General features: G+C 71.9%; 10 protein-coding genes and 16 pseudogenes. 14 read left to right on the forward strand and 12 right to left on the reverse strand.

The window, feature by feature from the left end:
* The 3 pseudogenes from FF86_RS49235 to FF86_RS49245 form a co-directional block, all read right to left on the reverse strand.
* Positions 1-292 (reverse strand): annotated as a pseudogene (locus FF86_RS49235) (flavodoxin domain-containing protein); the annotation flags it as partial.
* A gap of 6 nt (positions 293-298) precedes the next feature.
* A pseudogene (locus FF86_RS49240) lies at positions 299-1627 on the reverse strand (molybdopterin oxidoreductase family protein); the annotation flags it as partial.
* Position 1628: 1 nt separating this feature from the next.
* Positions 1629-2863: pseudogene (locus FF86_RS49245) on the reverse strand (molybdopterin-dependent oxidoreductase); the annotation flags it as partial.
* A gap of 177 nt (positions 2864-3040) precedes the next feature.
* On the opposite strand from FF86_RS49245, the gene FF86_RS15270 reads away from it, so the two are divergent.
* From FF86_RS15270 to FF86_RS49255, 3 genes and pseudogenes are all read left to right on the forward strand, one after another.
* Positions 3041-3736, forward strand: a complete 696-nt coding sequence (locus FF86_RS15270; protein ID WP_095212182.1) for a M24 family metallopeptidase — start codon at positions 3041-3043, stop codon at positions 3734-3736.
* A gap of 515 nt (positions 3737-4251) precedes the next feature.
* Positions 4252-4946, forward strand: a 695-nt coding sequence (locus tag FF86_RS49250; RefSeq protein WP_255355800.1) for a toll/interleukin-1 receptor domain-containing protein, incomplete at its 3' end; no start/stop codon positions are given.
* A gap of 27 nt (positions 4947-4973) precedes the next feature.
* Positions 4974-5358, forward strand: a pseudogene (locus tag FF86_RS49255) (WD40 repeat domain-containing protein); the annotation flags it as partial.
* A gap of 69 nt (positions 5359-5427) precedes the next feature.
* Here the strand turns inward: FF86_RS49255 and FF86_RS49260 are convergent.
* A pseudogene (locus FF86_RS49260) lies at positions 5428-5732 on the reverse strand (LysR substrate-binding domain-containing protein); the annotation flags it as partial.
* Between the two features lies 1 nt (position 5733).
* A pseudogene (locus tag FF86_RS49265) lies at positions 5734-6343 on the reverse strand (LysR family transcriptional regulator); the annotation flags it as partial.
* Between the two features lie 567 nt (positions 6344-6910).
* Between FF86_RS49265 and FF86_RS49270 the strand changes: the two are divergent.
* The 8 genes and pseudogenes from FF86_RS49270 to FF86_RS49300 form a co-directional block, all read left to right on the forward strand.
* A partial coding sequence (locus FF86_RS49270) for an LLM class flavin-dependent oxidoreductase (protein ID WP_242418809.1) occupies positions 6911-7316 on the forward strand: 406 nt, incomplete at its 3' end.
* Between the two features lies 1 nt (position 7317).
* Positions 7318-8044: pseudogene (locus FF86_RS49275) on the forward strand (LLM class flavin-dependent oxidoreductase); the annotation flags it as partial.
* 165 nt (positions 8045-8209) lie between these two features.
* Positions 8210-8872: acyl-CoA dehydrogenase family protein (locus FF86_RS49280; protein WP_242418810.1), on the forward strand; the 663-nt coding region annotated here is incomplete at its 3' end.
* A 1-nt stretch (position 8873) separates the two neighbouring features.
* Positions 8874-9493 (forward strand): annotated as a pseudogene (locus FF86_RS49285) (acyl-CoA dehydrogenase family protein); the annotation flags it as partial.
* Positions 9494-9558: 65 nt separating this feature from the next.
* On the forward strand, positions 9559-10809 hold the full coding sequence (locus tag FF86_RS15290) for an SfnB family sulfur acquisition oxidoreductase (protein WP_082121962.1): 1251 nt from the start codon (positions 9559-9561) through the stop codon (positions 10807-10809).
* 143 nt (positions 10810-10952) lie between these two features.
* Positions 10953-11476, forward strand: a pseudogene (locus tag FF86_RS49290) (LLM class flavin-dependent oxidoreductase); the annotation flags it as partial.
* A 1-nt stretch (position 11477) separates the two neighbouring features.
* A pseudogene (locus FF86_RS49295) lies at positions 11478-11522 on the forward strand (hypothetical protein); the annotation flags it as partial.
* 1 nt (position 11523) lies between these two features.
* Positions 11524-12057, forward strand: a pseudogene (locus FF86_RS49300) (LLM class flavin-dependent oxidoreductase); the annotation flags it as partial.
* Between the two features lie 129 nt (positions 12058-12186).
* Here the strand turns inward: FF86_RS49300 and FF86_RS15300 are convergent.
* A pseudogene (locus FF86_RS15300) lies at positions 12187-12813 on the reverse strand (histidine phosphatase family protein); the annotation flags it as partial.
* A 257-nt stretch (positions 12814-13070) separates the two neighbouring features.
* Between FF86_RS15300 and FF86_RS15305 the strand changes: the two are divergent.
* Positions 13071-14078: pseudogene (locus tag FF86_RS15305) on the forward strand (RNA-guided endonuclease InsQ/TnpB family protein).
* Between the two features lie 358 nt (positions 14079-14436).
* Positions 14437-15180, forward strand: a complete 744-nt coding sequence (locus FF86_RS15310) for a DUF2993 domain-containing protein (protein WP_255355808.1) — start codon at positions 14437-14439, stop codon at positions 15178-15180.
* Between the two features lie 26 nt (positions 15181-15206).
* Here FF86_RS15310 and FF86_RS15315 read toward each other — a convergent pair whose 3' ends face one another.
* From FF86_RS15315 to FF86_RS66570, 3 genes and pseudogenes are all read right to left on the reverse strand, one after another.
* Positions 15207-17345 (reverse strand): phosphatidylglycerol lysyltransferase domain-containing protein, encoded by a 2139-nt coding sequence (locus FF86_RS15315; protein WP_044885910.1) that lies wholly within the window; start codon positions 17343-17345, stop codon positions 15207-15209.
* Positions 17346-17610: 265 nt separating this feature from the next.
* The gene (locus FF86_RS66565; RefSeq protein WP_396229898.1) at positions 17611-18192 is read right to left on the reverse strand and encodes a zinc-binding dehydrogenase; all 582 of its coding nucleotides are present in this window, start codon (positions 18190-18192) and stop codon (positions 17611-17613) included.
* 11 nt (positions 18193-18203) lie between these two features.
* Positions 18204-18582, reverse strand: a pseudogene (locus FF86_RS66570) (alcohol dehydrogenase catalytic domain-containing protein); the annotation flags it as partial.
* Between the two features lie 122 nt (positions 18583-18704).
* Between FF86_RS66570 and FF86_RS15325 the strand changes: the two are divergent.
* On the forward strand, positions 18705-19124 hold the full coding sequence (locus FF86_RS15325) for a helix-turn-helix domain-containing protein (RefSeq protein ID WP_236705980.1): 420 nt from the start codon (positions 18705-18707) through the stop codon (positions 19122-19124).
* 16 nt (positions 19125-19140) lie between these two features.
* On the opposite strand, the pseudogene FF86_RS49305 reads toward FF86_RS15325, so the two are convergent.
* From FF86_RS49305 to FF86_RS15335, 3 genes and pseudogenes are all read right to left on the reverse strand, one after another.
* Positions 19141-19407 (reverse strand): annotated as a pseudogene (locus FF86_RS49305) (CBS domain-containing protein); the annotation flags it as partial.
* Position 19408: 1 nt separating this feature from the next.
* A pseudogene (locus FF86_RS64125) lies at positions 19409-19773 on the reverse strand (CBS domain-containing protein); the annotation flags it as partial.
* 704 nt (positions 19774-20477) lie between these two features.
* Positions 20478-21041 carry an RNA polymerase sigma factor gene (locus FF86_RS15335; protein ID WP_044885914.1) on the reverse strand — a complete coding sequence of 188 codons (564 nt, stop codon included), beginning with the start codon at positions 21039-21041 and terminating at the stop codon, positions 20478-20480.
* Positions 21042-21993 lie beyond the last annotated feature (952 nt).

A 21993-nucleotide genomic window follows, 5' to 3' on the forward strand; every position in this document is an offset into this window, starting at 1 on the left:
CATCCGGCGCCGACAGCGACTCCAGTAAGTCGCCGCCGTTGTCCGGCGCCTCGCCGTCGCCGAAGGTGCTCGTGATGACGAGCAGGTCGCCGCCGTCGCGCAGCTCTTCGGGCGAGAACTCACCCATGGACCGCACCCGCGCCGTCCAACCGGCGGTGGTGAGCCGCTCGGCGGCGGTCGTGACGGCGAAGTCCTCGGCGGTGCCCGTCTGGGACGCCCACAGCACGGTGACCTCCCGCGTCCCCGGTCCCGTCCCGTCCTCCGCGTCGTCCACGGGGGCGAGCGGGGGCACGGAGGNGAGCGGGGGCACGGGGGTCCGGGAGAACGCCCCGGCGAGCGCGCCGTTGACCCACACCGCCTGCGCGGGGGAGAGGGGAGAACCGGGCGGCAGGACCGGAACCCCGCCCGGTGCCCCCGGGACCGCACCGCCCAGGGCGGCGACGAAACCCGCGAGGTAGCGCCGCTCGTCGTCGCCGAGGGCCGGCGCGGCGATTGCCCGCAGGCCGAACAGCTCCCCGAGCGTCTCCGCCGCGGTCGGCGTCTCCGCCGCGGTCGGCGTCTCCGCTGCGGTCGGCGTCTCCGCTGCGGTCGGCGCGGTTCGCGCGTCCGCGGGAGGGGCGCTCGCCGCGGGGAGATCGGCCGGCGCGGTGGGCGACGCGGCGGCGACCCGGATGAGGGAGACCGCGCAGACCTTCAGCTCCGGCTGGAACGAGATCGGGTCGACGGCGTCGGAGGTGACCGCGTTGACGCTGAGGTACTCGCCGAACAGGTCGTTCCAGTGGATCGGGGCGAAGCAGCTCCCGGGAAGCACCCGGTCGGTCACGACCGCCGGCAGCACCGCCCGTCCGCGCCGGGAGGCGACCTCGACCGCGTCGCCGTCGCCGATCCCGAGGGCCTCGGCGTCGCGCGGATGGATCTCGACGAACGGGCCCGGGTTGAGCCGGTTGAGCTTCGCGACCTTGCCGGTCTTGGTCAGGGTGTGCCACTGGTGTTGGACGCGGCCGGTGTTCAGCACGAACGGGAAGTCGTCGTCGGGCAGTTCGGCGGCGGGCAGGTGCGGACGCGGATGGAACACCGCCCGCCCCGACGGGGTCGCGAACGCCAGGCGCGGCCGTGTCCCGTCGGGCCGTTCGACGAGGCGCTGGCTGACCCCGTCGTTGCGGTACCGGACGGGGTTGCGCGCCGGGCCGTCCGCCGCCGCGGCCGGCCACTGCACCGGCGTCTCGCGCAGCCGGTCGTAGCTGACGCCGCGCAGGTCGTAGCCGGTCAGCGGGTTGTGGAAGGCCCGGATCTCCGCGAAGACCTCCTCGGCGTCGCGGTAGGTGAAGGCGTCGGCGTAGCCCATCTCGGCGGCGACCCGGGCGATGAGCCGCCAGTCCGCCATGGCCTGGCCGGGCGGGTCGGCGGCCTGCTGCACCAGGGTCAGGTTCCGTTCCGAATTGATCATGACGCCGGTGCTCTCGGCCCACATCGCGGCGGGCAGCAGCACGTCGGCGTAGGCGTTCGTCTCCGTCTCGGCGAACGCGTCCTGGGCGACGACGAACTCGGCCGCCTCCAGCCCCTCGATCACCGTGCGCCGGTTGGCGACCGAGGCCACCGGGTTCGTGCAGATGATCCAGCAGGCCCTNATCTCGCCGGCGGCCATCCGGGCGAACATGTCGACAGTGCCCCGCCCGGCGTCGGTGCGCAGCGTGCCCGCCGGCAGGCCCCACTGCTGCTCGACGAAGGCGCGGTCGTCCGCGGCCACCACCGAGCGCTGCCCCGGCAGGCCCGGACCCATGTAGCCCATCTCCCGCCCGCCCATCGCGTTCGGCTGGCCGGTCAGCGAGAACGGGCCCGCGCCCGGCCGGCAGATCGCCCCGGTCGCCAGGTGCAGGTTGCACAGCGCGTTGGTGTTCCAGGTGCCGTGGGTCGACTGGTTCAGGCCCATCGTCCACAGGCTCATCCACGCCCCGGCCGCGCCGATCCACTGCGCCGCCCGGCGGATGTCCGCCGCCGGGATGCCGGTGATCTCCGCGACCCGGTCCGGCGGGTAGTCCGCGAGGAACGCCGGCATCGCCGCCCAGCCCTCGGTGTGCTCGGCGATGAACGCCTCGTCGATGTGACCGCCGGTGACCAGCAGGTGGAGCAGGCCGTTGAGCAGCGCGAGGTCCGTGCCCGGGTTGATCTGGAGAAACAGGTCGGCCTTGGCGGCCGTCGCGGAGCGCCGGGGGTCGACGACGATGAGCCGGGCACCGGCCTTGACCCGGTCGAGCAGCCGCAGGAACAGGATCGGGTGACAGTCGGCCATGTTCGCGCCGATGACGAAGAACACCTCGGCGTGGTCGAAGTCCTCGTACGAGCCGGGCGGGCCGTCCGCGCCGAGCGACAGCTTGTAGCCGCTGCCAGCGCTGGCCATGCACAGCCGCGAGTTCGACTCGATCTGGTTGGTGCCGACGAACCCCTTCGCCAGCTTGTTCGCCAGGTACTGCGCCTCCAGCGACATCTGCCCCGAGACGTAGAACGCGACCGCGTCGGGGCCGTGGGTGTCGACGATCCGGCGCAGCTCCCGGGCGACCCGGCTGATGGCGGCGTCCACGTCGACCGCCGCCGGCTCGCCCTGCCGGTCGCCGCGCACGAGCGCGCTGGTCAGCCGGCCCGGCGCGGCCAGCATCTCCGCGCTGGTGGCGCCCTTGGTACACAGCCGGCCGCGGTTGGCCGGATGGTCGCGGTCGCCCGCGACCTTGACGACGCGGCGCCGGCCGTCGTCGCCTGTCTCGACGTCGAGCACCATCCCGCAGCCGACCCCGCAGTAGGAGCAGACCGACCGCACCTGACCTGCCATGTCCTGGCGGGTCGGGGCCGGATGGGCGGGTGCGGTCATGGGTGGTCCCCTCCCTGACCAGGGACAGCCGGGCGATGTCCGCACCGACTGTAGGAACGACCCGTTTCGCGGGCATCGCGCGCGCCGGCGGCGGCGGTAACGTCGCGCGCACCTCGGCTGCCAGCTCCATGTGAGACTTGGGGCGCCGGTGCCACGGCGTCCGTACGATGGGCCATCGTGGATCTCGAAGCTGACCGGGTGGCCCACCTGCTCGCCGCGCAGGCCCGCGCGGCGGAGCTGTTCGACGAGGTTGCCGTGCGGGGCCTGATCACCCCCGGCCGCGGGGAACGTGAGGTCAGTGACCAGATCCGCGACCTCGCCCACGAGATGTTCGGCGTCGAGCGGCACTGGCACAAACGGATCGTCCGGGCCGGCCCGAACACCCTGTACCCCTACGCCGACAACCCGCCCGACCGGCCGATCGGCGCCGACGACATCGTCTTCTGCGACTTCGGGCCGGTCTTCGACGGCTGGGAGGCCGACTTCGGCCGCACCTTCGTCCTCGGCGACGACCCGGTCAAGCACCGGCTGCTCGCCGACCTACCGCGGATCTTCGATGCCGGCCGCCGGTACTTCGAGGCCCGCCCGGACATCACCGGCGCCGAGCTGTACGCCGCCGTCAGCCAGCTCGCCGCCGACGCCGGCTGGGCCTACGGCGGCCCGCTCGCCGGCCACCTCATCGGCGAGTTCCCGCACGCCCGCATCCCCGGCAACAAGATCGACTACTACGTCACCCCCGGTAGCGACCAGCCGATGCGGCGGGTCGACGTCGACGGCCGGCCCTGCCGCTGGATCCTGGAGATCCACCTCGTCGACCGTGCCGCCGGTTTCGGCGGCTTCCACGAGGAACTCCTCGACGTCGGCCACCGCTGACGCCGCTCCGTAGCCCGAGTGGCTGCAAGTCGATTACGAGCCNCACACCGAGCGTCCCGCCTGATCCGAACCTCGGCGATCATGGTGTCCGTGGAACCGCACCAACTTGTCGGGCTCTTGCTCCCACTCTTGCAATCTTAGTATTTCGCGAGACAGTACCTCGCTCCAACTCTGATCTTGCTGTCGGGGCCGACGCNCCGCGCTCCGCGCCGATCTTACCTGTTTGTCGTTGGGGCCGCGGGGGAGAGCGGTGCTGTTCGGCCCGCGGTCGGGGATCCCCCGCAAGCGGCCGGTGGTGCCGATGGATCGGATCCGGCTCCCCCTATCTGTCGGCACGGCGGACATCTCCTTCGGATCGGCGCGGCGCATGCCGAAGGTACTCATGCATCGAGAGCCTGCCTTCTACTAGCCCCGCGTGCCGGTCTCGGTGGCCACCGTGCCGCACGCGCCGCACGCCACGCCGATATCCGACGTGATGCACCACTGTCGGCAAATCCGGTAGAAGATGTTGCGTTATGTCGGGGGTTGATGACGGCACGGTTGGGTGGGACTTCTTTATCTCCTACACCGCTGCTGATCGGCGGTGGGCAGAGTGGATGGCCTGGCAGTTGGAGGCCGCAGACTACCGAGTGCTGATTCAGGCGTGGGACTTCGTACCTGGATCCGACTGGCGAGTCAAGATGGAACAGGGTGTCACTCGCGCGACGCGGACGATCGCGGTCCTCTCGGAGTCTTATCTTGCGTCGGTCTATGGAGGCGAGGAGTGGAGGGCTGCGCGCGCCGCCGATCCGGAAGGACTTATCCGGAAGTTGCTGCCCGTCAGGATCGACGACTGTGATCGTCCGGGTACGCTGGCGACGGTTGTGTCGATCGACTTGTTCGATCTTCCTGCCGACGTGGCCCGGCTACGTTTTCTTGCGGCTGTAAACGCTTCGTTGAAAGGTCGGGTGAAACCGGATACCGAGCCTGCCTTCCCGCGGCGTGATGTGTCGAACGCGCCACCATCTTTTCCTGACCCACTTTCGGTTGCGCAAGAGTCTATGCCAAGGCTGATCTTTAGACCTCTTGCCGGCCATGTCGGAGGAGTGTGGTCGGTGGCGTTTGCGCCGGACGGGAGAACATTAGCCACCGCCAGTAGAGATGAGATGGTGAGACTGTGGGATGTGGCTGACCCGAGTCAAGCGCGTGCCCTTGGTGATCCTCTCTTTGGNCATACTGATTGGGTGTCGTCGGTGGNGTTTGCGCCGGACGGTCGGACTCTGGCCTCTGCCGGCGACGATGAGACGGTGCGGCTGTGGGATGTGGCTGATCCGACTCGGCCACGTTCTTTGGGAAAGCCCCTCTTTGGCCACTCCGGTGGTGTGTGGTCGGTGGCGTTTGCGCCGGATGGGCGGACTCTGGCTTCCGCCAGCGACGATAGGTGTGTTGCGCTTTGGGATGTTGCCGACCTGAGTCGCCCGCGCAGGCTCGGTGCTCTTCTCACCGGTCACACCGACGGAGTGTTGTCGGTGGCGTTTTCGCCAGACGGACGGACTCTTGCCACCGCCAGTGACGATAGTACGGTGCGGCTGTGGGCGATCAAGGGTGAGAAGGATCAAGACGGCCAGCCTGACCATAGCTGATACAGGCAGGGGTCCTGCCCGATCAGGCGTCGGACGGCTGGGGGCTCGGAGGAAGGCCGCTTTATGGTNAGCCGGCCTGGCGGTCGGCTCGGTACTGGGCGGCCTGGGTGAGCAGGATGGTCTGCAGACGGCGCACCGCGGCGGGCAGGTGGCGGGTCCGGCGGCGTTGGACGACGAGGATGACCGTGGCGTCGTCGGTCTCGAGCGGGCGATAGGTGATCAGGCCGGCGCGTTCCAACGGGTCGCCCGCGATGCTGTAGTCGGGCAGGACGGTCACGCCCAGGCCCTGGGCGACCATGAGCTTGCCCATCTCCGCGCCGTCGGTCGAATAGGACAGCGCCGGGTTGGCGTCGCGGAACAGCCGGTGCACATAGNGGTGCATCAGGTAGCCCGAGCGCATCGCGATGAACGGCTCGGACAGCAACTGCGCCGGTCGGATGCTGGTGTGGCGCGCCAGCGGGCTGTCGGTTCGGCAGCACAGCACGGCGCGGCCGCGGAACAGCTCGGCGGTCTCCAGGTCGGGGGCGACGTCGTCGCCGTCCATCAGGTTGACCAGGCCGAGATCGAGCCCGCCGTCGAGCAGCAGCCGGTGGATGTCGGCCTGCTGGGTGTTGACGACCTCGACCTGGGTGTTCGGCTGGGCGGCGCGGAACTCGATCAGGGCGGGGGCGAGCAACGGCACCGTGGCGGCGTTCACTGTCCCGATCCGGATCATGCGGCTGGAGCGATGCTGGTCGTCGGCGGCGGCGCGCAGCCGGTCAACCGACTCCAACACGTCGGTGATGTAGGGCAGCAGCTCGCCGCCGGTCGCGCTGATCGTCGCGCCGGTGCGGCGGCGGTCGAGCAGGGTCAGGCCGAGCTCGCGTTCCAGGTTGCGGATGGTTTCACTCAGCGCCGGCTGGGACAGGTGCAACGCCTCGCTCGCGGCCCGCATCGACCCGAGGCGGACGACCGCGGCGAGGCACTCGAGCTGTTCGATCCGCACCGCAGCAGCCTTCCTGCCCGGACGGTGCAAGGGCCGCCCTATCGCACCCTCGCCGAGCCCTGATTGACCGGTCCGGACGGCGCGGTCAGACTGGTCACCATGTCGATGGGCATTATAGGGATCGCCGGGCAGCACCGGCCGTCCGTCGATGCGGGNGCTGGTCGTGCCACCCTGGCCCGGCGTGCCTGTCGCCGGGCCGAGCCCTGTTGCCGGTCCGGACGATGTGGGGCCCGCCCCGCCGCCTGACCGACGGCACCGGCACCGGCCGCGGTCGGGTCAGTAACACCGCGCCGGCCTCGCCGGCTCGCCCTTCTCCGGGGCCGCTGCATTCTGCGTAGTGCCAGCATTCCCGTGCTCCGCATTCCCGTACCACCGGCATTGCGCCGTACCGCTGGTATTGCGCCGTACCGCTGGTATTTCGCGGTGCCGCCAGTGTTGCGCCGTGGCGAGATCACCGTGTTGGGGTAACGCCGTCCTGGGACTCTGCGTTTCAGCAGCACTGGGACTCGCCGTCATTCGTATTCGTCCTGCCGTCTGTTCGTTCTGTCGCCATGGAGGTACTACCCGATGTCAGATGACGTCGACGTCGGTCACGAGCCGATCAAGTTCGCCTACTGGGTGCCGAACGTCAGCGGCGGCCTGGTGGTCAGCAGGATCGAGCAGCGCACCGACTGGAGTTACGACTACAACCGGCGCCTCGCCGTGCTCGCCGAGAACAACGGGTTCGACTACGCGCTCAGCCAGGTCCGCTACATCGCGTCCTACGGCGCCGCCTACCAGCACGAGTCGACCGGCTTCAGCCTGGCGTTGCTGCTGGCGACCGAGCGGCTGAAGGTGATCGCCGCGATTCACCCGGGGCTGTGGCATCCGGGTGTGCTGGCCAAGTTCATCGCCACCGCCGACCAGCTCTCCGGCGGCCGGGCCGCCGTCAACGTCGTCAGCGGCTGGTTCAAGGACGAGTTCACCAAGCTCGNCGAGCCCTGGCTGGAGCATGACGAGCGGTACCGGCGCAGCGAGGAGTTCATCCGCTACCTGCGCGAGATCTGGACCGACGACCACGCCGAGTTCCGTGGTGACTTCTACCGCCTGCACGACTTCGACCTCAAGCCCAAGCCGGTGGCGGCCCTCGACCGGCCGCATCCGGAGATCTTCCAGGGCGGCAACTCCACCGCCGCGCGGGCGATGGCGGGCCGGGTGTCGGACTGGTACTTCAGCAACGGCCGCGACCTCGACGGCGTCAGCGAGCAGATCGCCGAGGTCGGCGCCGAGGCGGCCCGCCACGGCCGGCGCGTCCGGTTCGGCCTCAACGGATTCCTCATCGCCCGCGACACCGAGACCGAGGCCCGCGAGGTGCTCCGCGAGATCATCGCCAAGGCGGACCGGGAGGCCGTCGAGGGCTTCGGCTCCGCGGTGAAGCAGGCAGGCCGGTCCACCTCGGACGGCAAGGGCATGTGGCAGGACTCGGAGTTCGCCGACCTGGTCCAGTACAACGACGGCTTCCGCACCGGCCTCGTCGGCACGCCCGAGCAGATCGCCGAGCGCATCGTCGCCTACCGCCGCCGCGGCGTCGACCTGCTGCTGCTCGGTTTCCTGCACTACCTGGAGGACGTCGAGTACTTCGGCCGCCGCATCCTGCCGCTCGTGCGGGAGCTGGAGGCCGACGCCGCCGAACGCGGCGAGCTGGTCCGGGGAGCCTCCTGACGATGCCCGCCGACCGCCCGCACGCGGCCCACCGGCGGTTGGTCCGGCGGCGCCACGTCGACTACCGCCGCACGGGCAGCGCCCAGTGTCCGTGACCAGCCTCCGCCTCCGGGGTGCACGCGCACCACCACGTACGTGTCCATCTCCCTCATCGAGGAGCCCTGCATGTCTCTTGACGCCGACCGGCGACCGTCCCCAACCGCAGCCACGACCGCGACCGCCGCCACCGCGACCGCCACCACGACGACCGCCGCCACGACCGCCGACGACAACGCGGCGCGTTTCACCGCGGCGCTGGCCCGTGCCGATCTCGTCGCCGCCGAACTGCGCGCGACCGCCGCGGAGCGTGACCGCGCCAACCGCACCCCGCGCGCCGAGGTCGAACTGCTGCGCCGCCACGACCTGCTCGCCGTCCAGGAGCCCGTCGCCTACGGCGGCGACGGCCTTGACTACGCCCAGGCCTCCCAGCTCACTCGCCGCATCGCCCGCGGCGACACGTCCATCGCCCACCTGCTCGGCTACCACTACGCCCAGACCCGCATCGCTCCGCTGTTCGGCACGCCGGAGCAGGCCGACGCCCAGTCGCGGCGCAACGGCGCCGAGAAGCTGTTCTGGGGCGGCGTGCAGAACCCGCGCGGCGGCTCCGACCTGGTGCTGACCCGCGACGGCGACGCCTTCCGGCTGACCGGCCGGCGTTCGTTCGCCTCGGGGGCGAGCCTCGGCGACCAGTTGTCCGTCACCGCCGCGCTCGACGGCGAGCTCGTGTTCGTCTCGCTGCCCGCCGGGCGTGAGGGCTTCCAGGCCCTGCAGGACTGGGACAACATCGGCNAGCGGCTCACCGACTCCGGCGGCGTCGTGTTCGACAACGCCCGCATCGAACGCGCCGAGCTGCTCGGCGACGACCCGCTCACCGGCCGCACCCTGTCGCCCTACCAGACGCTGGTCACGCCGCACTGGCAGCTCGCGTTCGTCAACTTCTACATCGGCACCGCCGAGGGCGCGCTGGAGGAGGCACTCGACTGGACCCGCCTGCACGCCGCGCCGTGGGAGACCGCCGGCGTCGAGCGGGCCACCGACGACGCCTACATCCTGCAGACCGTCGGGGAGCTGCGCAGTGAGATCCGTGCCGCCGCCCTGCTGGCCGACCGGGCGGGTGCGGCGTTGCAGGACGCCCTGAACGTCGGCCCGGAGCTGACCGCGGACGAACGGGCCGAGGCGGCGATCGCCGTCTACGAGGCGAAGTACCTGACGACGAAGGTGTCGCTGGCGGCGGCGAGCCGGCTGTTCGAGATCCAGGGCTCGCGGGCGACGACCAGCGCCTACGGCTTCGACCGGCACTGGCGCAACCTGCGCACCCACACCGTCCACGACCCGGTGGCCTACAAGGCGCGCGAGGTCGGCGACTGGACGCTCAACCGCCGCGCCCCGGAGTTCTCGCTCTACCGCTGACCGGTCCGACCGTCCAGGGCTGCCCCTCGACCTCAGGGCTGCCCCTCGACCTCAGGAGTGCCGACGTGTCCGATCGTCCGTCCGCCGCCGCGACCGCGCCGGCCGTCGACCGTCCAGCCGCGGTGCTGCGTTCGGACGCCGAGGCGGTCGAGGTCGCGGGCTCGCTCGCGGCACGGTTCGCGGCGGGCGCCGCCACGCGGGACGCCGAGCGGCGGCTGCCCGCCGTCGAGGTCGAGGAGCTGTCCAGCTCGGGGCTGCTCGGCATCACCGTGCCGGCCCGTTTCGGCGGCGCGGACGTGGCGGTGGCGACGCTGGCCGAGGTGTTCCGGCTGCTCGCCACCGCCGACGCGAGCCTCGCCCAGATCCCGCACAGCCACTTCGTCTTCCTCGACGCCCTGCGCCGCCAGGGTGACACCCACCAGCAGGCCTTCTACTTCGCCCAGGCGCTTGCCGGACGGCGCTTCGCCAACGCGCAGACCGAGCGCGGCGGGCGGACCATCGCCGACGACGCCACCACGCTGCGCCGCGGCCCCGCCGGCGGCTACCTGCTCACCGGGGAGAAGTTCTACTGCACCGGCGCACTGTTCGCCCACTGGCTGGTTGTGCGCGCGGTCCTCGCCGACACCCCGGCGCGCCCCGACGGCTCGCCGGTCAAGGTGCTGGCCTACCTTCCCCGGGACGCCGCTGGCGTGCAGGTCGTCGACGACTGGGACGGCCTGGGCCAGCGCACCACGGCCAGCGGCACCGTCCGTCTCGACGAGGTGGCGGTCGAGGCCCGCCAGGTCGTCCCGTTCTCGTCGCTGTTCGACGGGCCGACGACGTACGGTGCCCGCGCGCAGGTCCTGCACGCCGCGCTGGACACCGGCATCGCCCGCGGCGCGCTCGACGCCGCCGTCGCGCAGGTCGCCACGGCCCGGCCGTGGTTCGAAAGCGGCGCGGCGCGGGCCGCCGACGATCCGCTGCTCGTCCAGCAGGCCGGTGAGCTGGAGATCGAGGTGCGAGCGGCGGAGGCGCTGCTGCGCGAGGCGGCGGCGGCCATCGACGCCGCCGAGCTCGACCCGACCGACGAGGCCACCGCGCGGGCGTCCGTCGCCACCGCCGTGGCCAAGGTCGCCGGCGCCCGGGCCGCGGTGCGCGCCGCGTCGGAGCTGTTCGAGCTCGGCGGCACCCGTGCGGCCGCCGGCGCGCTGAACCTCGCCCGCCACTGGCGCGACGGTCGTACCCACACCCTGCACGACCCGAGCCGCTGGAAGGTCCAGCACATCGGCCGCTGGCTGCTGTCCGGCACCCCGCCGCCCCGCCACGGCCAGCTCTGAACGCCCCGCCCGGCGTGCCCCCGCCGGACTCGCGATCCCTGGAGGTGTCCGCACATGACGCTGCGGCTGCACTGGTTCCTGCCCACCTACGGCGACTCGCGCTTCATCGTCGGCGGGGGTCACGGACTGCCCGCGGGGGTCGNGGCCGGCGACCGGCGGTCCACCATCGGCTACCTGTCGTCGATCGCGCGCGCCGCCGAGGAGTTCGGGTTCGCCGGCGCGCTCACCCCGACCGGGGCGTGGTGTCAGGACGCCTGGCTGACGACGGCGATGCTGGCCCGCGAGTCCGAGCGGCTGGCGTTCCTCATCGCGTTCCGGCCGGGCCTGCTGAGTCCGACGCTCGCCGCCCAGATGGCCGCCACGTTCAGCGCGCACGCCCCCGGCCGGTTGCTGCTCAACGTCGTGACCGGCGGGGAGGCCCACGAGCAGCGCGCCTACGGCGACCCTCTCGACAAGGAGGCCCGCTACGCCCGCTGCGACGAGTTCCTCGCCGTCGTGCGCCGGCTGTGGGCGGGGGAGACCGTCACCCACCGCGGCACCCACCTCGACGTCGAGGCCGCCCGACTGCCCACCCTGCCCGACCCCGTCCCGCCGCTGTACTTCGGCGGTTCCTCGTCCGCAGCCGGCCCCGTCGCCGCGACCCACGCGGACGTGTACCTGACCTGGGNCGAGCCGCTGGCCGCCGTCACCGAGAAGATCGCCTGGATCCGACGNCTCGCCGCGGAGCGCGGCCGCACCCTCCGCTTCGGCATCCGGCTGCACGTCATCACCCGCGACAGTGCCGAGGACGCCTGGCGGGAGGCCCGCCGCCTGCTCGACGCCCTCGGCGAGGACGTCGTCACCGCCGCGCAGGCCAGCCTGGCCCGCAGCGAATCCATCGGCCAGTCGCGGATGCTGGCCCTACACGCCCGCCACCGCGCCGACGGAAGCTGGCGCGACCCGCGTGCCCTGGAGATCGCCCCGAACCTGTGGGCCGGAGTCGGGCTGGTGCGCGGCGGCGCGGGCACCGCGCTGGTCGGCAGCCACGCCGAGGTGGCCGAACGGATCGCCGAGTACGCCGCGCTGGGCATCGACGAGTTCGTCTTCTCCGGCTATCCCCATCTGGAGGAGCTGTACTGGTTCGGCGAGGGCGTCCTGCCGCAGCTCGCCCGCGCCGGCCTGTTCGCTCCCGCTGCGGCACCGGCTCCCGCGTCCATTGCCTCCGCCGACACCGGTAACCGCCCCTTCCTCCCCGCCGCCGCCCACTGATCGCCACCGGTCCTCACGCCCGGCCGGCGCGGGCCGCTCCGGGCACGGTCAGAGGGGACGGCAGGCCTGGGTGAGAGTCCAGCCGGCGGCGGGTTCGGCGGGGACGCGACGGTGCAGCAGGGNGGCGGNCAGCGGGGCGACGTCGATGCGCCAGAACACCTCCGGCGGGCAGCGCAGCACGAGGAGCAGCGCCGCGCGGACCACCGCCGGATGGGTCACCGCGATGACATTGCCCGTGATGACATTGCCCGTGATGACATTTCCCGCAGTGACATTGCCCGCAGTGACATTCCCCGGTTCGCCGCCCAACCGCGCGAGCCAGCCACCGACCCGGTCGAGCAGGTCCAGCCGCGACTCGCCGCCCGGCGGCGTCATCGCCGGGTCCTCATGCCACCGCCGCAGGCTGTCCAGGGGCACCTCGTCCAGCCCGCGGCCCCGCCAGTCACCCACGTCCAGGTCCCGCAGCGCGGCTTCGATGCCCGCTGCGGGCACGGTCCCGCTCCCGTCGACGTCCGCGGGCGGGTCGGCGCCGGGAAGGGCTAGCGCCTGAGCGGTCTGCCGGGCGCGGGCGGAACCGTCGGTGAGCACCCGCGCCCGGCCGGGCAGCACGCCGCCCGCCACGGCCTGGGCCGCGAGCGCGGCGCGGCGCCGGCCATCGGGGTCGAGGTCCTCGTCGACCGGGAATCGGGCGGCCCGCAGCGCCGACGTCGGTGCCGCGCTCACCAGCGCCAGCCGCAAGGTTGCGCCACCTGTCACCGAGAATTCCGGAGGATGCCCCGGCCTTCAGGCCGGGGAGGAATCCGGCTCCCCGCACCCGCACCCGCNGAGCGGGGTAGGGATAGGCGATGCACCATCAGGTGAACTGCNGTGCGAACGCNNCCTGTNNCAGGTGGATGATTTNCCTGTTCGGNGAATAGTCGTCTTCTTTGATGGTTTCGGTGATGTGGGGGTGCGGGTCGCCCGGGAATCTCAGGACCTTCTTCTCCGCGGTCCCGGTGGGTTGGGATCGGTTGATGTCGAGGTTCCGGCTGTATCCCGACGTGGCACAGGAAGAGGCTCTTCTGGTGCATTGTGGGCATGCGCGGTTCGTGTGGAACCTGTGTGTGGAGCAGCAGCCGTGGTGGAACCCGCGGTGTGGCCCCGCTCCCGGTTACGCCGAGTGGAACCGGCAGTTGACCGCGGCGCGGGGCGCGTGTGACTGGCTGGCTGCTGGGAGTGTGATCGTGTAGCAGCAGGCGTTGCGGGATTTTGCCGCCGCGAGGGCGAACTTTTTCGGTGGTTCGCATCGGCGGCCGACGTGGCGTCGGCGCGGGCGGGGTGAGGGGTTCCGGATCGTCGCGGTCAGGTCGGGTGATGTGCGGCAGGTCAACCGCCGCTGGTCGCAGGTGCGGATCCCCAAGGTGGGCTGGGTCAGGTTTCGCCGTAGCCGCACCGTTCCGGATGCCAGGTCCTACCGGATCACGCGGGATCGTGCGGGTCGCTGGCATGTCGCGTTCGCCGCGGTGCCCGACCCGATTGGCGCCCCGGGGACCGGTGGGGTCGTCGGGGTCGACCGGGGTGTGGCGGTGTCGGCGGCGTTGAGCACCGGGGAGTTGCTGCGCTGCCCCGGGCTGCGCCCCGGTGAGGCGGCCCGACTGGTCCGGTTGCAGCGTCGCCTCGCCCGAGCCAGACGGGGATCGAAGCGGCGGGCCCGGTTGGTCGGGCAGATCGCCCGGGTGCAAGCCCGGGAGGTCGACCGGCGTAAGGACTGGGTCGAGAAGATCAATCCTGCGTGGACGTCGCAGACCTGCAACACCTGCGGGACCCGGGATCGGGCGGCGCGGGAGAGTCAAGCCGTCTGCCGCTGCCGCTGCCGGGGCTGCGGGCAGCAGGCGCACGCGGACGTGAACGCGGCACGCAACAGCGTCCTGGGGCATCAGTGGGCAACCACGTGGGTGACTGCGCGGGGAGGCGACGCCAACAGGCGGCCTGCGAACCGCGAACCCCAACACTGCACACATCCTCTCCTGGCGGACGGGTAGATGTTGGAATCCCCCGCGTTCACGCCGAGGAGGATGTCAATCGGCCGCCGCGCGCACCGGTGACGGTAGCCTGAGGAACACCGCCAGGTCACGGGAGGTCGAGGTCGACGCCGANCAGGGAAACGATGCGGTGGACAGGCCGTGGAGCGAAAAATGGTCACGGACCGGTGGTTACACCGTCGNGTATCCCGACGCGGGCACAGCCGTCGCGACGGCAGCCGACGACGAGTCGCCGGACCTGCCGGCGCAACCGTCGGACTCGTTGGACTCGCCGGAGCGAGTCACCGCGACCCGTCGGACCCGCACCACCCGGCGCTGGCGCCCCGGTCGCCGTGCCGGGATCGTGTTCATCGTCCTGGTGGCGCTCGTCGCGCAGTTCCTCGTCGCCGACCGAGTCGCCGTCGCGTTCGCGAAACGGGAGATGGCCAGCCAGATCCGCAGCGGCGCCCTGGCCGACCTGCCGTGTGACACCCCCCCGCCGACGGTTTCCGACGTCAGCATCGGCGGCTTCCCGTTCCTCACCCAGGTGCTGACCGGATCATTCTCCGACGTCGGCATGACCATGACCGGCCTGCCCACGACCGGCCCCCGCATCGAGCGGATCAGCGCACACGTCCGCGGCGTCCACGTCCCGATCTTCAGGCTCGCCACCGGCGGCGACGGCACCATCCGCATCGACGACATGAGGGCGGCGGTCCACATGACGTACGCCGACCTGAACGCCTTCCTCCGCACCCAGCCCGGCCGGGTGCACATCACCCCGGTCGACGGTGGGCGCCGCCTGGAGATCACCGCGACCGCGAACCTCCCGCTGCTCGGTGACCAGCAGGTCGGCGGCGTGACCACCTTCGCCGTCCACGACAACAAGGTCACGCTGGTGCCGTCGGAGATCTCGCTGAGCGGACTGTTCAACCTGACGCTCCCGCTCGGCAACCTCGGCAGCTACGTGCCGCAGATCCCGATTCCCGTCGGTGACCTGCCCTTCAAGCTGACCGTCACCAACGCCTCGACCGACGCCACGGGTCTGTCGCTCGCCGCGACCGCGACGAACATCGAAGTCTCGACGGCCGACCAGAAGCCCTGCCGCCCCACCGGCAGCTGACCCCTGGGCGAGTCGGACCACCGCGGTCAGGTGTTGAAGGGGGAACGGTCGGGGGCCTCGGCGTGGCGCGGTCGGGGGGAACGCGGTCGGGTGGCCCGGTGTGGGGAGCGGCGGGCGCCGTCACGGGAATGGCCGCCATCGTGGGCCTGATCGGTCTCCTGGCTGTGTCGGCCCTCGCGGGAATGGCCACCGTCGGTCGGGTGAGTTCCCTCCCGGCGGCGGCCGGTGGACCGCGCCGGCAACTCCGCCCGCGCGGATCCCGCGGACACCGCGGGCTCGGATCCTGGCCGTTCGGACGAGTCCTGCGGCGCCTGCTGGGCCGTCTCCGCTCCCGCGCCCGGGGCGGTGCCGGGCGCGGCGGCACGCGCGTCGCCGGGGTCCTCGCGCCCGTCGATGGCGCGCCCGTCGGTGGTGCTGCTGACGTCGGTGCTGCTGGTGTCGGTGCTGCTGACGTCGGCTGTCGGGGAGGGCAGGTGCGGGCGGCGTCCGGGGAACGAGGGCCGGGGGAGCAGGGCCTCGGCGCGCAGGGCGGCGAACAGGACGCGGGGAAGGTCGCGGGTGGTCGGGTAGCAGCCGTAGCGGGGCTGCCAGTCAGGGTCGAACTTGGCGTTGAAGCGGTAGATCGACTCGATCCGGAACCTGCGGGACGCCGCGAGCAGCAACCCGCGCCACAGCCGCAGTGCGGGGGTCGCGCCCAGCCGTTCCCCGTGGGCCAGGGCGGCGCGGAAGGGGGCGAAGGTCAGCGACACCCGGGTGACGCCCAGCCGGTCGGCCTCGCGCAGCAGGGCCACGACCATGAACTCGGTCAGCCCGTTCGCGGCGGTCCGGTCGCGGCGCACGGCGTCCAGGGACAGGCCGCCCGGCCCCCAGGGCAGGAAGGTCAGCAGGCCGCGCAGCCGGCCGCCCTGGAACGCCCGGACGATCACGCAGTCGGCGTCCTCGGGCGCGCCGACGCGACCCAGCGCCATGGAGAAGCCGCGTTCGGTGCCGCAGGAACGCCAGGCCGCCGCCCGGTCCGCCAGCGCCGCCCGCTCGGCCGGATTCAGCTCCGTGGCCCGGTCGATCCGGGCGGTGTAGCCGGCGCGCTCGACCCGCGCCACCGCCTGCCGCACGCCACGCATCGCCCGCCCGTCCAGGCTGAACGCCGCGGTCCGCACGACCGCCTCGTCGCCGAGCTCCAGCACCCGCAGGCCCGCCCGCTGGTAGGCGCGCCCGCCGTCCGGCCCGCAGCCGAGCACCGCCGGAACCCAGGCGTGGGCGGCGGCGAGGTCGAGGAACGGACGGATCACCCCGGGCCACGCCTCCGGATCGCCGATCGGGTCGCCGGCGGCCAGCGCGACCCCGCCGACGACCCGGTAGCTGATCGCTGCCTTCCCCGACGGCGACCACAGCACGCTGCGGTCGCGGCGCAGCGCCACGTAGCCCAGCGAGTCCCGTCCGCCGTGGCGGGCCAGCAGCGCCCGCAGCGCGGTCTCGTCGGCCACGGTCAGCGCGGCGACCGGGGCGGCCGGGCGTAACGCGAGGTAGCCGGGGACGGCGACGGTGAGCGCGCCGAGGGCGAGCAGGACCGCCGCGACAAGGTCGCCGTCGCCCGGACCGAACCGAACCGGTCCGGTCACCCCGACGAGGCCCGCCAGCACGTGCTCCAGCCGCGCCGCGAGGCCGCCGCCGCCGTGGCGGAACCGGATGACGGAGAGCCCGACGATCAGGTCCGCGGTTCCCAGCGCGGCGAGAGCGCCGAGGGCCCGCCACCTGGTCCGTGGGTCACCGGCGGCCGGGAAGTGGCGCCGGGCGGCGACCAGGACGGCGAACGGGACGAGGTCGATGGCCGCGGGAACCACCGCGAGGCCGCGGGCGAGGTCCAGCAGCACGGCCGCGCCGGACAGCGCCACCGCCGCGCGCCAGGCCCGGCGCTTGCGCCGGCGCAGACCGTGGGCCAGACCGACGAGCAGCAGGCCTACGCCCACGCTGGTGCCGGTGGCGGCCTGCGTCACCACCCCGGGGATCAGCCGGCCGAGCCAGGTCCACCGGGTCGGCCGGTGGCTGATCGCGCCGATGACGTCGACGAGCCCGACGAGGGCGGTCAGCGTCGCGATCAGGGCAGGTCCGGGCAGGCGCCTGCCGGTCGGGGCGGTCGCCGCCGTCCCATTCTTGCGACGCGTCACGAGGTAGGCGCTCCAAGCTACGAACCGGGGTCATGGGCGGCCCGGGCGAGGTCCGGGACCGCCGGCACGGTACCTCCCCGGCGTACCTGGCGGTCCGGCGGTTCGCCAACTTTTGGGCGCGGCTACGGATCGTCGTCCCGCCGGCGGGCCGCGGCTGTGCACATGCGCGGAAAAGCCGGGTTGCCTGGCGAACGCGCTGCCGCATGACGACCGTCGCCAACGTCCGCCCGACAGATTCCCGTCGGGCATATCGAGGAGCGGGCTATCAGGGGACGAGAATGCTCTTTCCGACGGTGGTGCGATCCTCGGCGTTCCGGTGCGCGGCAGCCGCCTGCGACAGCGGCAGAACGCTGCCGATGATCGGCCGCAGCGCGTCGCCGCCACCCAGGGTGAACGCCTGTTTCCGCAGTTGGGTGAGCCGGTGCGCAGGCAGCGCAGGCGAGGCGAAGCCGATGACCGACACCCCCCGGTGGTGCACGGCGAGCGGGTCGAGGCGCGGTGGCTGCCCGCTGGTCGTCCCATAGATCACCATCCGGCCGTGCCCCGGCGTCAACAGGTCGAACGCCGCCCGCGAGGCCACTCCGCCGAGGCATTCGAACACCACCGAGACGCCACTGTCCGCGGCCTCGCCGACGCGCCGGTGCCAGTCCGGCGTGTCGTGGTCGATCGCGACGTCCGCGCCGAGCTCCCGGGCCAGCGCGAGTTTCCGTGCGCCCCGGGCGGTGGCGATCACCAGTGCGCCCGCGCGGGCGGCCAACTGCACCAGCAGGCTGCCCACACCGCTCGTCGCGGCCTCGACCAGCACCGTGTCCGCCGGGCCGAGGCCCGCCGCCGCCACCACACCCACCGCGGTCGAGNCCTGCCCGAACAGCGCGAGGGCCGTCGGGTCGTCGAATGCCTCGGGTCGCCGCAGCACCGAGGCCGCGGGCACCACGGCGAGCTCCGCGTAGCCACCGTGGGACGTCGCGCCGACGACGTGGCGACCGACAGCCTCCGGGTCGACGCCATGGCCGACGCCGACAACGGTGCCCGCGACCTCGAACCCCGGTGCGAAGGGCAGCGGCAGATCGGGCAGTGCGTCGCGCATCAGCCCGGCCCGGATCTGGACGTCAGCGAATCCGATCCCCGCGGCGGTGACCCGGACGAGCATCTCGCCGGGACCCGGCCGCGGATCGGCGATCTCCTCGACCCGCAGGACCTCGGGTGGACCATACTCGTGAAAGCGGACGGCCTGCATTGTTCATCTCCTCGCGTCCGGCTGTGTGCCGCCGACACCGCCTGATCGGGGCGGCGCGGACGCGAAGGTAACCCGTGAAACACTGGTTACTGCAAAGATAGTCGAACACCGCGAGGATACCGATGGAACCACTGAGCATGGAACCACTGAGCCCGGACATGTTCCACCCGGCCTGCCCCAGCGGCGCCATGCCGATCCGCATCGGCGACAAATGGGCGGCCATGGTCATCGTCTGCCTGGAGCAGGGCCCCCGCCGATTCTCCGAGCTCCGCGTGCCGATGCACGTCGCCACCCCCAAGGTGCTCACCCAGACCCTGCGGGCGCTCGAACGCGACGGCATGATCACTCGTACCATCCACGCGGAGGTACCCCCGCGGGTCGAGTACGAGCTGACGTCGCTGGGCCGTAGCCTTCTCGACCTCATCGCGGCCGGCCGCCGCTGGGCCGACGAACACCTGCCCAGCCTGCTTGCTGCCCGCAACAGCTACGCCGAACGCACGGGCGTCGTCGGTGGGGGCGGCTCGGTGTCGACCGGACCATGAGGCGCTGACGCCCGCCTCACGTGGCGGTTGCGCGGCGACCGATCCCCGTCGGGAGTGAACGCGACGGAAAAAGAATCGGCGTGACGGTGCCCGGCTGGTCGAGGGTGTGGTTGGCGGGCCCGTCGTCCTGGTCGGGGCTGGTGAGCAGGAGTTCGGCGGTGACGTATCCGAGCCGGCGGCCATCCCGGCCGCGGACGACGACGATTCCCCCAGGATCGCGGGCGAGGGTGCGCCTGACGGCGTCGAGCGGGGCGTCCGGAGGCACGAAGTCCGCCGGATGAATNAGGCCGGTGATTCGCTCGATCGACGGGGAGCCCTGCGTGGCGGCGAGCCGCTGCGCGAGGTCGGACAGGCGGATGACGCCGACGAGTTCGGAACCCGCCTCCACCGCGGCCACGTGGGCCTCGGCGGCGAAAATCCGTTCCAGCGCCGCATGCACGGTCGTTCCGGCGGTGATCACCGGAACGGGGACGTCGTTGCGCATGACGTCGGCGACCGTTCTCGCGGCGGGCCGACTGACGCGGTCGATCCGTCGGATCTGCTGATCGATCGGCTGGAGATCGCGGGCCGGCGGAACCAGCACAAAACGGGAGTCGAACGTACATGCCGCCCCAACGGCTGCCATCTCCTCCGCCCAAACGACGTGCATGGAAGGTCTGTCCGCGTGGGGTCGGAAGGAGCGTGCCCTGGATGCCCGTACCCGGAGTAGAGAAAATCCTTGGAGATCGACCGGAAGAAACGTCGCGGCAGAGTAACGGAACCACAGGCCGAGATCGTCGCGGACATCGGGACAGTGCTCCACCCCGCCGGGGTTGACCAGCCGTCNGGCCAGCGCCGCCTCGATCCAGGACGTCCACCGGGATGCCGGCAGAAGTTCCGGCGCGCCTTCCCTTTCTGGCCGCGGATGGCCGGCAGAGAGGAGTAGATCGTCCGGGCCGCCTGCGGCCGAGGTCTGCTCGGTCCGGTCCGGTGCGGTGAACTGCCCGCTTGTACCGCCTGTACCGCCTGTACCGCCGGGTCGGGGGGTGTCGGAGCCGGCCTCGGCGGTGACAGCGTCGGCAGCGCGGTCCGCCAGGAGGCGGGCGAGGTGGTCCTCGGCCTCGCCGACGCCGGCGTCGGCGGCAAGGCGAAGCAGTGGCTCGGCTGCATGGTCGTCGCCGGCCGCGAGATGTTCGAGTGCCTGGGCGTAGAGGGCGTCCTCGACGTCGAGGAGATCGGCGAGGCGCTGGATGCGGCGGCGTTCCCGCGGGTCCTCGTCGGCACCCTGCATGATCTCGGCGAAAGTCCGCCCGGAATCCCCGCCGGTCGGCTCTGCGGGGTCGGCAAGGGTCCTCAGCAGAGATTCGACGTCCATCAGATGGTGCCCTCCTCCCGAGTTTCCCCGGAGCTCTCCACGAACTTCTTCATGTTCTTCTTGGCGTCACTGCACTGCGACTTCACGGTGCCGACGGAGATCTGGAGCACCTCCGCCGTCTCGGCCTCGCTGAATCCCACCACGACCCGCAGCCAGAGCACCTGCCGTTGTCGCAGTGGAAGGCGGTGCACGAGCGCGAGCGCGGCCTGCCGGCCGTCCGGATCGACCGCCCCTTCCACCGGGTCTGGGAGTGCCTGAAGATAGTCGGCCGGATCACCGGGAAGTGATCGGTCGCGCCGCTCCTTCAGGAGCTTCCACGCCAGGCGGCTGGCGATGCGGTACCAGTAGGTCCGGACCATCTCCGGGCGGTCGAGACTCGCATACCTGCGGGCCACGATCAGGATGCTGTCCTGGATGACATCGTCGACGTCGGGTTCGGGGCAGCCGACGGAGAGCAGATACCCGCGAAGCCGGGCGGCGTTGTCGTCGAAGAGTTTCTCCACCTCACTCGGCCACACACTCGGAAAGGACAGGGCCCGAGATCGCTCGGGCAGGCCGCTCACCGCGGCGCTCCGGCTGCCTNCGGCGAAGCGTCGCCGCCGGGTTCGTGCGTCGTCGTCATCCTGCTGGGGCCTCCGTTCCCGCTGCTTCGCGGTTGTGCCACTGCCTGCACAGAGCACCGCGGAGCGGAGAAGGTTGGGCCGCGTCGAAAGAAATATTCGGAGACGTCGTAGTCAGATCATCCAACCACGCCTGGCCCGGGTCACCGGCGCGGCGCCCGAGCCAGGCATACGCACTGGTCAGATGGGCAAACCAGGAAGATTCGCGACCCACTCCCAGAAGCACCCGGCCGGATAGGCCGCGAAGGCGCCCGCGATTCCCGCGACGACGGCGCTGCCGACGAACCGGACGACCCGGCGCGTCAGCCGGAGCCCGCGACGTTCTGGCCGTTCTGGCCGAGCCGCCCGTTCTGGCTGAGCGGGCCGAGCGGGCCGGTGCGGCGGAACCTGCCTGACCGGAACGGCGGCCGTGGACGGGACTCGATGCTCCTGCGGACGCGGGGTGGTGACCGGGTGGGCAGCTGCCATGGGCGAGACCTCTCCAGGCGGGAACGGATGCCGGGCCTCGCCATGCCGGCATGCGGCGGTCCGGACGCGAGAACCCGGGAGCCGAACGGGCGCCATGTTCCTGCGGCGGGGTCAAAGGCGCCACCGGCTCCATTCCTACAGAGGACCCGCCGGCCCCGAAAGGTTGGGCCCGCGCTACGGCGCCAGCGCGTTCACGCTTCAGGAGAGTCCGCGCTGGGACCCGGATGCGATGTCACCTCTGTCAAGTTGCCCACGCCGGCATCCAGATCCTGGTTTGGCACCGCCTGGGTCGGATCGAGCGGAGGTGATGGTGGAGTGTGGCGAGCGCCCAATACCAGGAACTTAGGTTCTGATCGTGTAGGTTCGAGGGGTGCCGAGACGCGGTCAGGTGAAGGAGAAGCCCGAGGACCGGTTGGTGGACCGGGTC

The organism is Frankia sp. CpI1-P (assembly GCF_001421075.1).
GTDB lineage: Bacteria > Actinomycetota > Actinomycetes > Frankiales > Frankiaceae > Frankia > Frankia torreyi.